Genomic DNA, 11,866 nt, shown 5'->3' with positions numbered 1-11,866 from the left:
CCCCGAAGCACTGCAGAAACAAGCGATTCAATCATAAGCCTACAACGGGATTCCGGGATTGCCGGCCAGCGGTCGGCACTACCCGTCCCTTACGCCTTGGCGTACTTGCCGGTGCGGTAGATCAGCCAGCCGACCAGGAACAGCACGGCCAGGCCGATCCACTGTGCGCCCGGCAGGTGGAACGGCACTGCCAGCACATCGGCGCGGCTGCTGACCACGATCGGAATCGCGATGGCGATGCCCATCAGTGCCTCACCGGTGATCAGGCCGGCGGCAAACAGCACGCCCGGCTTGTGCACGCGGTCGCGGCCTTCTTCGTCATCGGCGCGCACCCTGTGGAAGCGCTCGACCAGATGGGCGATCAGGCCGCCGAGGAAGATCGGCACCATCAGTTCCAGCGGCAGGTAGATGCCGATGGCGGCGGCCAGCACCGGCACGCGGAAGCGCGCGTTGCGGGACTTCAGCCAGCTGTCGAAGGCGATGATGGCAGCGCCGACCACAGCACCGATGCCGATGAAGGTCCACGGCAGTTCACCACCGAACAGGCCCTTGGCCACCGAGGCCATCAGGTTGGCCTGCGGCGCAGCCAGCGCGTTCGGGTGCAGCTCGGACTTCACGCCGATGCCGTAGGCAGTGGCCAGCAGGTTCAGTACCGGGGCCATGATCAGCGCGCACGAGAACGCACCGATGCCCAGCATCAGCTGCTGCTTCCACGGGGTGGCACCGACGATGTAACCGGCCTTGAGGTCCTGCAGGTTGTCACCACCGACCGCAGCGGCACAGCACACCACCGCACCGATCATGATCGCGGCCACCGCGCCCAGCGGCGCCCCGCCGGCACCGACCGGCTTGAGGCCGTCAGCGCCCAGCAGCACGACCAGCACGGCCGAGGCGAACAGGATGGTGGAGATGGTGATGCCCGAGACCGGGTTGTTGGACGAACCGATCAGGCCGGCCAGGTAGGCCGAGACCGACACGAACAGGAAGCCGGCGACGATCATGATGAGGGTCATCGGGATCGACACGTGCCACTGGCCGACGATGGCCTGGTACAGGGCCAGCAGCGGCAGCACGAACGCCACCAGGGCAACCAGCATCCACTTCATCGGCAGGTCGCGCTCGGTATGCGCCAGCACCGGGCCACCGCTCTTGCGGGCGGCGGCAAAGCCGCTCTTGACGCCGTTGAGCAGCGACTTGCGCAGCGAGATCAGGGTCCAGATGCCACCGATCAGCATCGCGCCGACACCCAGGTAGCGCATCTTCGCGCCCCAGATGGCGAACGCCGCCTCGGTGGACGAAGCCGCGGCAACCGACGCGGCCAGCGCCGGATCGGTGTTCATGAAGAACGCCTGGTAGATCGGGATGGCGATGTGCCAGGTCAGGATCGAACCGGACACCACCACGATGCCGACGTTGAGGCCGACGATGTAGCCCACGCCCAGCAACGCCGGTGACAGGTTGGTACCGATGAAGGCGGTGACCTTGGAGCTGCCGACATAGGCCGAGGTGGCCCAGGCATCTGGAATCAGGCGCATCCCGCTTTCCGCGGCCAGCTTGACGAAGGCGCCGATCACCGCCGACAGGCCGAGGATCTTCAGGCCCGGGCCCGGGTTCTCGCCGGCCTTGAGCACTTCGGCCGCCGCCTTGCCTTCCGGGAACGGCAGCGGGTCTTCGACGATCATCGAACGGCGCAGCGGCACCGAGAACAGCACGCCCAGCAGGCCGCCGAGGCCGGCGATGCCCAGCACCCACCAGTACTTGAAGTCCGGCCAGTAGCCCATGATCACCAGCGCGGGGATGGTGAAGATCACGCCGGCGGCGATCGACGAACCGGCCGAAGCGCCGGTCTGCACGATGTTGTTTTCAAGGATGGAGCCACCGCCCAGCAGGCGCAGCACGCCCATGGAAATCACCGCGGCGGGAATGGCGGTGGCGATGGTCAGGCCTGCGAACAGGCCGAGGTAGGCGTTTGCGGCCGACAGCACCACCGCCAGCACGATGGCCAGGGCCACTGCGCGGAAGGTGAGCTGCTTGGGCGCAGCGTCGTGGTTCATGGAAGCCCCTGCTGGCAAAAAATCCCTGCCACGCTAGCGTTCAGGGGGCGGCAAGTCCAGTGCGGTTGGTACCGGCTGGCAAGCCCTCGCCCAGCGCTGCGCCCTAGCAGGCCCCTGGCCCCTTCAGATGTGTCGTGTTTGACCAAGTTGTGCACAGGGCACCGGTGCGTCGGAGCGGGGGGTCCCCTTGACCCCAATCCCCCGACGCCCCCGGCCCATCGGGCGATGCGCGCCAGGCGAGGGGGTTTGCGACCCAGCACCTGCTTGAGTCGATTCCCGGAATCCAACACCGTGCACTGCCACCAACACAACGTCGGCAAGGAGACCGCATGGCAGACGCACCATTGATCACGATGATGCGTGCCCTCCTCGTTGCAGCGGGCGCGATGCTGTGCCTGCTGCTGGGTATAGGCAACGTCAACGCCTACAGCGGGTTCGGCACCGCGGTGATCGAGGATCGGGAAGGAATACCTTGTTTCGGCCTGCCGCCGCGGGCACTGGAATGGGTCCGATCGCCCCGTATCCTGCAAGCGGTGATCGTGTATCACCACGACACGGTGAAGGCATGGTCGTTCATGTACGACCTGACTCCCGTAGAGCCTTTGGCACCGGGCCAGTGCATCGTCTACGGCGATCTGCCAGCCTCGGCCACGCTGCGCACTTCTCCACAGCCATTGATTCCTGCAACCTTGTACGAGGTCTACCTCAACGCTCCCACCAATGGCCCAATCAGGGGCTACACGGCGAAGTTCTGCCTGAAAGCTGCGCCTGACGGATCGACTCGGGTGATCCCCATCAGGTACGACAAGCGGACGGGTTGGAGCGCAGCTGTCTGCCAACCCTGACGGGCTACGCAGCAGAACGTTATGTTATATCCTGTCACGCCGGTCGAACATCCCACGTGGCCTCTTCCCCCTCCCTCCGCCTTGCCTCCATCGACCAGCTGCGCGGCACCGTGATGCTGTTGATGTTGCTCGACCACGTGCGCGAGACCTTCTTCCTGCAGCACCAGGTAAGCGACCCGATGGACGCGGCGACGGTCTCCCCTGCGCTGTTCACCTGCCGTCTGCTGGCGCACCTGTGTGCGCCCGTGTTCGTCCTGTTGACCGGCCTGTCGGCCTGGCTGTACGGCCAGCGCCAGGCGGATCCGCGCCGGGCCACCGCAGCCTTCCTGCTCAAGCGCGGGCTGTTCCTGGTCGTGCTGGAACTGACCCTGGTGAACTTCGCCTGGACCTTCCAGCTGCCGCCGGACACGCTGTACCTGCAGGTGATCTGGGCCATCGGGCTGAGCATGATCGCGCTGGCCGGGCTGCTTTGGCTGCCACGCCCGGCGCTGCTGGTGCTGGCAATCGCGGTGGTGGCCGGGCACAACCTGTTCGACGGCTTACGGGTGCAAGGCAATGGCCTGCTGGCGGTGCTGTGGAAAGTGCTGCACCAGCGCGACTGGATCGAGGCCGGTGCGCTGCGCCTGCGCACGTCCTATCCGCTGCTGCCGTGGATCGGGGTGATCGCACTGGGCTACCTGATGGGGCCGTGGTTCGGTCGCGAGCGCGCGCCAGAGCAGCGCCAGCGCTGGCTGCTGTGGGCAGGCATCGGCGCGCTGGTCCTGTTCGCACTGCTGCGGTTCGCCAACCAGTACGGGGATGCACCGTGGCAGTACCAGACCACCACGCTGCGCACCTGGCTGAGCATCCTCAACATCACCAAGTACCCGCCGTCATTGCAGTTCCTGCTGCTGACCCTGGGCGTGGGCCTTCTGTTGCTGCGCCTGTACGAATGGCCGCCCCTGGCGCTTGCGCTGCGCCCGCTGGCCGATATCGGCGCCGCGCCGATGTTCTTCTACCTGCTGCACCTGTATGTGCTGAAGGGGCTGTACCTGGCCGCGCTGGCGATCTGGGGACCGACGCACGGTGACCTGTACGCACTGGATTCGGTGACCGGCCTGCTGCTGGTGGCCTGTGCGCTGGCGGTGGTGCTGTACCCGCCGACGCGGGCCTTCGCGCGGTTCAAAGCGCGAAGGCGCGATCTGCCGTGGTTGCGATACCTGTGATCGCCCAGACCAGTCCGGCAATCCACGCATGGCGTGGATCCACTGAAAGCGGATCGGGCCACAGGCCTATAATTCCGCGATGAATTCCACCGCTATCGCTTCCGACGATTTCCTGGGCCACCCCAAGGGCGTCTACGTCTGCTTCTTCACTGAAATGTGGGAGCGCTTCTCCTTCTACGGCATGAAGGCGCTGCTGCTGCTGTACCTGACCAAATACCACCTGTTCGGCGACAAGGCCGGCCTGGACCTGCTCGGCGCCTACGGCGGCCTGGTGTACTGCATCCCGGTGTTCGGCGGCATGCTGGCCGACCGCTGGCTGGGCATGCGCCGGGCGGTGCTGTTCGGCGGCATCCTGCTGGTGCTCGGCCACCTCGGCATGGCCTTCGAGGGCCATGCAGCCTACCGGGTGAACGGCGAAGTGGTGCGCGACACCTCGGCACTGGCGGTGACCTACCTGTCGCTGGCGCTGATCATCATGGGCGTCGGCTTCCTCAAGCCGAACATCTCCACCATCGTCGGCAAGCTGTACGCCAAGGACGATCCGCGCCGCGATTCGGGCTTCTCGCTGTTCTACGCCGGCATCAACCTCGGTGCGCTGTTCTCATCGCTGGTGTGCGGCTTCCTTGGTGAGGCCTACGGCTGGAAGTATGGATTCGGTGCGGCCGGCGTCGGCATGCTGGCCGGCCTGGCAATGTTCCTGTGGGGCCAGAAATACCTGCAGGGCCACGCCGAACCGCCGCAGCCGGCAGCGCTGAAACAGAAGGTGCTGGGCCTGCCGCGCGAATGGCTGATCTACCTGTGCGCGATGCTCGGTGTGCTGCCGGTCGCCTGGCTGATGTGGGCCGCCGGCAATGGCGCGTTCGCGCTGGGCGGTGAAATCAGCCTGGCGCTGATGCTGATGCTGGTGGTGCTGGGCGGCGTGCTGGTCTGGTTCGCCTGGTTCACCGGTACGAAATGCACGCCGGTGCAGCGTCAGCAGATGATCGCGCTGATGGTGCTGATCTTCATGGCGCTGGTGTTCTTCACGATGTACGAGCAGTCCTACGGCTCGTGGGTGACCTTCACCGACCGCCTGCTGACCAAGGACATCGTGCCCTCGCTGGTGATCACCGGCGGCACGCCGCTGCCGTGGTCGATTCTCTCGCTGCTGCTGGCACCGCTCGGCTTCGTGGTCAGCGCGCGCCTGTCGGAACGGCGCCCGGGCTCGGCTGCGCCGCGCACGTTCTTCGCCGCCATCGTCGTGCTGATGCTGGTGCTGCTGGTGCGCGACTGCCTGGTGATCCCGCAGACCGCAGGCTCGCTGACCTACCTGGGTGGCCTGTTCCTGGTGCTGCTGGCACCGGCCTTCGCCGCACTGTGGACGTGGATGGACCGCCGCGGCTGGGAACCGGGCAAGCCGGTCAAATCGGCCTGGGGTCTGGTGATCGGCGCGCTGTCGTTCGTGCCGCTGGCACTGGCCGCACAGCAGGTCGGCGCTACCGGCGAGATGGCCAGTGTGTGGTGGCTGGTGCTGGCCTACTTCCTGCTGGCCAGTGGCGAGATGTGCCTGTCGCCGGTCGGCCTGTCGGCGGTCACCCAGTTGGCCGTGCCGCGGGTGATGAGCCTGATGATGGGCACCTGGTTCCTCGCCACCGCCTTCTCGGAGACGCTGGCCGCGCTGTTCGGCAAGCTGGCCGCGATCGAGGTGCCGGAAGGCGAATCGCTGGACATGGTGGCCGCCGCCGGCGCCTATGCGCACCTGTTCTGGCTGCTGATGTGGATCGGCTTGGGCTGTGCGCTGGCCGCCTTCATTGCCGCGCCGCTGCTGAAGAAGATGATGCACGGGGTCAAGTAAGCCCGGTGCAGGCGAAATCCGGGGCGGCGGATCGATCATCCGCCGCTCCCGGCGTGCTCAGGGCGCGCTGCTCTTTTCCGCAGGCGCGGCCTGCGCGGCCACCTGTCCCCCCAGGCTGCGCGAGAGGAAGGCCAGCAACCTGCTGTAGTACGTGCGTTGGTTGGCAGGCGAATAGAAGCCATGCCCTTCGTTCCTGACGTACAGGGTTTCCACCGGCGAACCCGCCTTCTTCAATGCCGCTTCCATGCGTTCGCTGTGCACGATCGGCGCACGCTGGTCCTGGCCACCTGCGGCCAGGAATACCGGCACCCGTACCTGCGCAGCCAGATTCACCGGGGAACGCTCTGCCAGATCCTTGGGCGATCCCAGCCAGTTGCGCAGGTAGGCCAGGCCTGACTCATCACTCTGGATATCTCCGCGGGCGTACATCAACGGCAGATCGTAGATGCCGACGTAGCCGGCCGCGCACTGGTAGAGGCCTGGTTCGCGCACCGCCCCCATCATCGCCGCATAGGCACCGTAACTGGCCCCGTAGATGCAGATGCGGTTCTTGTCGGCCACGCCCTGGTCGATCGCCCACCGCGTGGCATCGGTGACGTCATCCTGCATCGACAGCCCCCATTGCTTGCGCGCAGCCTGCATGTGGGCCCGGCCATAGCCGGAAGATCCGCGGAAATTCACCTGCAACACCGCATAGCCTGCCGCCGCCAGCATCTGTGCCTCGGTGTCGTAGGTGCCGTCGTCGGCAACGCCGATCGGGCCCCCGTGCGGCACCACTACCATCGGCAGCGCACCGGCCTCGTGGCCATGCGGGACGGTAAGGAAACCATGCAGCGGACGCCCGTCACGCGCCTTCAGGCTGATCGGACGCACCTGCGCGGCCAGCGCAGGGTCGATCCAGTCGCTGCGGCTGATCAGGTGCCGAGCACTCTTGGCCACCGTGTCATAGAGATAGAAATCGCCTGGGTTGCTGCCTGACCAGGTTTCCACCAGCACCGTCCTGCCATCGCGCGTGCTGGAGGTGATGTAGACCGCTCCGCCCAGGCCCGCTTCGAGGCTGCGGTAAAGGCGGGCTTCGTCCGAGGCATCATCGAAGAATGCCGTTCGCGGTGCACTGCCAAGGAACAGCGCCCCGACCGGTACGCGGCTGCCGGGGCGCCGGATGATGCGCGCAGGGTCGGCCGTCCCATCGCGCAGCACGGTGCGTCGCTCATTGCTGTGCGGATCCCAGCTCACAATGGCGTCAGGCCCGTCTGCCTGCTCGACCTGCAGGTACGCCAGGCGACCATCGGCCGAAAAGCCGAGCGGCAGCTCGATGCGCTTGCTCAGGGATTCATCGTTGAGCAGGAGCCAGTCGCTGTTGCTGCCCGTGCGGTAATAGAGCTTCTGCGTGCCGTCGGTAACGACAGCGCGCGCGAACCGCACTTCGCCCTGCTCATCGGTCGTGAAGTCCGCATCGGGAATGGGAGCCCGTGCCACCGCATTGCGGCGACCGGTGATCACGTCCATGCGCTCGACCTGTGCATGCGAACTGCCGACCAGCGGGATTACCGTCACCAGTGCGTTGCGGTCGTCGTCCTTGAGTTCATCACTGAGGTACGCGGCCACCAGGCCCGCCGGCTTGACCTTGATGTTGGTACCCAGGCTCTGGTCGGCAACCCGGTAACCCACCAGCAGCTCGCCGCCCTTGCCATTGGCATTGATGCCGAACAATTCGCCAGTCGGCGTCGGCCGCTCCAGCACCCCGAACTTCTGTGCCATGCCGACCAGAAGCCGCTCGTTGCTGACCCAGTCGAAGGTGTGGGCGTGATCGTTGCGGGGCGGGCGGAAGCTGCCCACCATCTTCATGTCGGCAATGCGGTAGATCGCCAATGCGGTCCCGGCCTCCAGCGGAACCGTCGCGGCGATGTACTCGCCCCCCGGTGAAATCTTGATGTCGGTAAACGACTCCTGCCGCAGATAGCGATCCAGGTCCAGCGTCGCCGCCGATGCTCCGCCCACAACCGCTCCCAGCAGTACAGCAAGCACAATCCTGCGCATCCTTCCCCCATGGAAAACCGGACACCCTGTCCGGATGCACGATTCTAGGCACGTGACCGTTTGCCGCGCCACATCGGCAGAAAAAACGACGGCACCGTTGCCGGTGCCGTCGTTACCACTACCTTGGAGAGAGAGTCAGGACGTGGGTTCGGGGGGCATGCGCCGGGTCAGTGGACCCCGCGCACCGCCAACGTTAGGGCCAGGATGCTGAGGATCACGGCGATGGTGCCGTCAAGCACACGCCAGGTGCTGGGCTTGGTGAACAGCGGCGCCAGCAGGCGTGCGCCCAGTCCCTGCGCGGTCAGCCAAAGGCAGCTGGCGGTCACCACGCCGGCGGCGAAGGCCATGCGGGCGTTGCCGAAGTTCTCGGCGATCGAGCCGATCACCATCATGTCCAGCCAGAAGTGCGGGTTGATCAGCGAAAAGCCGACTGCGGCCATCAGCACCGCGCGGCGGCTGCCGTCATCGCTGTCAGCCTCACCCATGCCGCCGCCACCGGCGATCGCACGGCGTGCCGACTTCATCGCGTACCAGGCCAGGAATGCCACGCCGGTCCACAGCACGGCGCTGGTCAGCCACGGCAGCGCCGAGGTGAGCGTGCGCAGGCCGGCAACGCTGGCGAAAATGAAGATCGCATCGATGGCCGCACAGGTGGCAACCACCGGCACGATGTGCTTGCGCAGGATGCCTTGGCGCAGAATGAAGGCGCTCTGGGCGCCGACCACGGCGAACAGGCCGATGCCGGTAGCTGCACCAGAGAACCAGGCACCGAGGCCGGTGCTGGCGGAGATGACCGAGAACATGGGATTCACTGCCTTAACTTGCTTGGGGGGACGGTGCCTCGCGAAGGCGGACAGCACCGGAACGGGCGCCATTGTCGCGCCGCAACATGAAAAAGACGAGCTAAACTTCCTAAACCAACATTAGCGGAGCTTAATTCGATGCGTATCGATCATGCCCAGCTGCGCGCCTTGGCCGCGGTGATCCGCGAAGGCAGCTTCGACCGCGCCGCACAGTCGCTGAATGTCACGCCCTCGGCCATCTCGCAGCGGGTCAAGGCACTGGAGGACCGGATCGGCCGCCTGCTGGTCAAGCGCGGCACGCCTGCCACCGCCACCGCCGAGGGGCAGCTGCTCGTTCAGCTGGCCGAGCAGACCGCCCTGCTCGAACACGATGCGCTGCACCGGATGGGCCTGGCCGATGAGGATCTGCCCCAGGCCAGCATCCCGGTGGCGGTGAACCACGACAGCCTGGAAACCTGGTTTCCGCAGGCCGCCTACCAGTTCGCGCAGACCACCGGCACCACCCTGGACCTGCGTGTGGAAGACCAGGACCACACCGTGGAGCTGCTGCGCCAGGGCACGGTGCTGGGCGCAGTGACCACGCTGGACGAGCCGGTGCAGGGCTGCCAGATCCATGCGCTGGGCAGCATCCGCTACGCAGCGACGTGCACCCCCGAATTTCGCGAACGCCACTTCGCCAAGGGCGTGACCGCGCAGGCGCTGGCACAGGCACCGGTGCTGGTATTCAACCGCAAGGACGACATGCAGTCGCGCTTCGCCCGGCGCATGGCCGGCGACGACCTGCCCAGCACTGCACCGACCTGGTGGATTCCGTCCACGCGCGCCTTCGTGCAGGCCAACCTCGGCGGACTGGGCTGGACCATGAACCCGCTGCCACTGGTCAAGCGGCACCTGGACGCCGGCCGCCTGGTCTACGTGCGCCAGCGCGCGTGGGAAGACGTGCCGCTGTACTGGCAGCACTGGAAGGGCGACGTGCAGACCATGGCCCTGCTCACCCGCGCGGTACTGGATGCCTCCTCGGCGCTGATCCGGCGCAAGCGCTGAGTTGGCTTCTCAGGGGGTGTAGATCTTGGTTGACAGGCGCTTTCGGCTCACGGGGTCAAAATGCGAGACGATCGCGACACCAGATAGCGCACTTGCCAGCCGACAGGTGCACTTTTTTTACGTAGGCTGGAAGGCTTGTCATCTGTGAGTCAAACCGAATGGAACTTCCTGACGAAATCTATGAGCAGGTCACTGACCTCTCAGAGCAGGGAAACGTCCTCATGGATGCCGATGACCATGCTGGTGCGACTCGGTGCTGGCTGCAGGCTTTAGAAGCGTTGCCAGCTCCTGCCAAGGATTGGGAGGCCTACACTTGGCTCTGTGCTTCACTTGGAGACGCGAGCTTTCTTTCCGGTGACGTAGTGGCCGCCCTGAAGTACTTCATGGATGCATTGAATGGTCCGGACGGGCGTGCCAATCCCTTCATTCTGTATCGCGCTGGCCAATGCAACGAACTTCTGGGGCAGCGGGATCGGGCCCTTGAATACCTGCTCAGGGCGTATGCACTGGACGGCGAGGACATATTCGACGCTGACGATGAAGGCGGGAAGTATATTGCCCTGCTGCGACAGCAGGGCCTTACTTCGCCCTGATACCACCAAGCCGGCCAAGCGCTGAGAATACCGCGCCTGGTCGCCAGGACGTGGCCAGTCCTCAGCCATGGACGAATCAGGGCGAGAGCGACTTAATCCCCTCCGTCCCTTTTTTCTCCGCTCTTCTGTGCGTGACCGGGGTCCGTTCAGGGGCGCCCGGTTGTGCCAGCATCGCAGCACCCGACACGGAGCGCCGCGATGCAGACCGATCCGCTGTTCCTGCACATCCGGGTGGTGATGGGCATCATCCTCGGCCTGTCGATCACCACCGTGCTCAAGGGCCTGGCGCAGATCATCGAGCATCCGCAGCGCCGCGGCTGCTCGGCCCTGCACCTGGGCTGGGTGGCGTGGACGCTGATATCGCTGGTGACCTTCTGGTGGTGGGAGTTCCGCCTCATCGAGGTGCACCGCTGGACGTTTGAAACCTACCTGTTCGTGATTGTGTACTGCGCGACCTGGTTCCTGCTGTGCGCGCTGCTGTTTCCCGACGACCTGCGTGAATACGGCAGCTACGGGAACTATCTCATGCAGCGTCGGCGCTGGATCTTCAGCGTGGTGGCTGCACTGACCCTGCTCGACCTGGTCGATACCGCCATCAAGGGCAGCAGCCGCTGGAAGCTGCTGGGAGCCGCGTACCCGTTGCATGCCGTGTTGATGCTGGCGGTGGCGGTGCTCGGCTGGCGACTGCGCAGCCAACGCACACAGCTGCGCCTGGTGCTGGCAACGCTGGCTTACCAGATCGGCTACTTCGCCGTGGAGTACTTCACCGTCGGCAGTCACTGACCGGGGTGCAAGCACCTGCTGAAAGCCTTTCACTGCCACGCCGCCGGGCGACATCTGCATCAGCGGCACCGATCCCCCTATCCCCTGCTGCTGCGGGGCCTCCATCCAATCTCCATCAACCCTACACATCGATTCCATGCGCCATGCAGATACTGAGCGGCCGATCACCGCAAGGATGCCCTGCATGCCTGTATTCGTCCGCGACGCCCGCCCCGAAGATGCCGCCGCCTGCATCGACCTGCGCGGGCGCACCCGCGAGAACGCCTTCAGCGCGGCCCAGCTTGCGGAACGGGGCATCACGGTGGACAGCTGGGCGGCCGGCATCGCCCAGGGCGATTCGATCGGCCGCATCGCCTGGGACGGCGAGCGCATGGCCGGCTACTGCTTCGCCGACCGTGACAGCGGCGAGGTGCTGGTGCTGGCCCTGCTGCCGGACTACGAGGGCCGCGGCATTGGCCGCCAGCTGCTGCAGGACGTGGTCAGCCTGGCCCGCGATGCCGGCCACCAGCGGCTGTTCCTGGCCTGCTCCGCCGACCCGCGTTCGCGCTCGCATGGCTTCTACCGCCGCCTGGGCTGGCGCCCGACCGGCGGGGTCGATGAGGCCGGCGACGAGATCCTTGAGCTGGTCTGATCCCACCGTTGCCGGGCGTCGCCTGCCGTCCATG

10 protein-coding genes are annotated in these 11,866 nt (G+C 65.9%); 7 read left to right on the top strand and 3 right to left on the bottom strand.

All coding sequences use genetic code 11. From position 1 onward, the window contains the following. Window positions 1-89 precede the first annotated feature (89 nt). Window positions 90-2,054 carry an OPT family oligopeptide transporter gene (locus tag ACTXG9_RS14015; protein WP_021203105.1) on the bottom strand — a complete coding sequence of 655 codons (1,965 nt, stop codon included), beginning with the start codon at window positions 2,052-2,054 and terminating at the stop codon, window positions 90-92. A 329-nt stretch (window positions 2,055-2,383) separates the two neighbouring features. Between ACTXG9_RS14015 and ACTXG9_RS14010 the strand changes: the two genes are divergently transcribed. The 3 genes from ACTXG9_RS14010 to ACTXG9_RS14000 all read left to right on the top strand — a co-directional run bounded on the left by ACTXG9_RS14010 (window position 2,384) and on the right by ACTXG9_RS14000 (window position 5,938). After that, a complete protein-coding gene (locus ACTXG9_RS14010; RefSeq protein WP_021203104.1) occupies window positions 2,384-2,899 on the top strand; it encodes a hypothetical protein in 516 nt (171 codons plus the stop codon). Window positions 2,900-2,955: 56 nt separating this feature from the next. Next, window positions 2,956-4,104, top strand: coding sequence for a DUF1624 domain-containing protein (locus tag ACTXG9_RS14005; protein WP_456115745.1), 1,149 nt, complete (start codon window positions 2,956-2,958; stop codon window positions 4,102-4,104). A gap of 79 nt (window positions 4,105-4,183) precedes the next feature. Continuing rightward, on the top strand, window positions 4,184-5,938 hold the full coding sequence (locus tag ACTXG9_RS14000; protein WP_111098264.1) for a peptide MFS transporter: 1,755 nt from the start codon (window positions 4,184-4,186) through the stop codon (window positions 5,936-5,938). A 57-nt stretch (window positions 5,939-5,995) separates the two neighbouring features. On the opposite strand, the gene ACTXG9_RS13995 is transcribed toward ACTXG9_RS14000, so the two are convergent. Both ACTXG9_RS13995 and ACTXG9_RS13990 read right to left on the bottom strand, forming a co-directional pair. After that, window positions 5,996-7,978 (bottom strand): alpha/beta hydrolase family protein, encoded by a 1,983-nt coding sequence (locus ACTXG9_RS13995; RefSeq protein ID WP_021203101.1) that lies wholly within the window; start codon window positions 7,976-7,978, stop codon window positions 5,996-5,998. Between the two features lie 167 nt (window positions 7,979-8,145). Beyond that, entirely contained in the window at window positions 8,146-8,781 is a 636-nt protein-coding gene (locus ACTXG9_RS13990; RefSeq protein WP_019659326.1) for a LysE/ArgO family amino acid transporter, read from the bottom strand. A 138-nt stretch (window positions 8,782-8,919) separates the two neighbouring features. Here ACTXG9_RS13990 and ACTXG9_RS13985 point away from each other — a divergent pair, with 138 nt between their 5' ends. The 4 genes from ACTXG9_RS13985 (at window position 8,920) to ACTXG9_RS13970 (ending at window position 11,832) form a co-directional block, all read left to right on the top strand. Next, on the top strand, window positions 8,920-9,825 hold the full coding sequence (locus ACTXG9_RS13985; protein WP_019659327.1) for a LysR family transcriptional regulator ArgP: 906 nt from the start codon (window positions 8,920-8,922) through the stop codon (window positions 9,823-9,825). A 158-nt stretch (window positions 9,826-9,983) separates the two neighbouring features. Then, a complete protein-coding gene (locus ACTXG9_RS13980) occupies window positions 9,984-10,418 on the top strand; it encodes a tetratricopeptide repeat protein (protein WP_111098263.1) in 435 nt (144 codons plus the stop codon). 198 nt (window positions 10,419-10,616) lie between these two features. Further along, window positions 10,617-11,201, top strand: coding sequence for a hypothetical protein (locus tag ACTXG9_RS13975; protein WP_111098262.1), 585 nt, complete (start codon window positions 10,617-10,619; stop codon window positions 11,199-11,201). A gap of 184 nt (window positions 11,202-11,385) precedes the next feature. Continuing rightward, the gene (locus ACTXG9_RS13970) at window positions 11,386-11,832 is read left to right on the top strand and encodes a GNAT family N-acetyltransferase (protein WP_206621297.1); all 447 of its coding nucleotides are present in this window, start codon (window positions 11,386-11,388) and stop codon (window positions 11,830-11,832) included. Window positions 11,833-11,866 lie beyond the last annotated feature (34 nt).

The organism is Stenotrophomonas maltophilia group sp. LNF247 (assembly GCF_054083135.1).
This window is presented reverse-complemented; position numbering and strand designations above follow the sequence as displayed.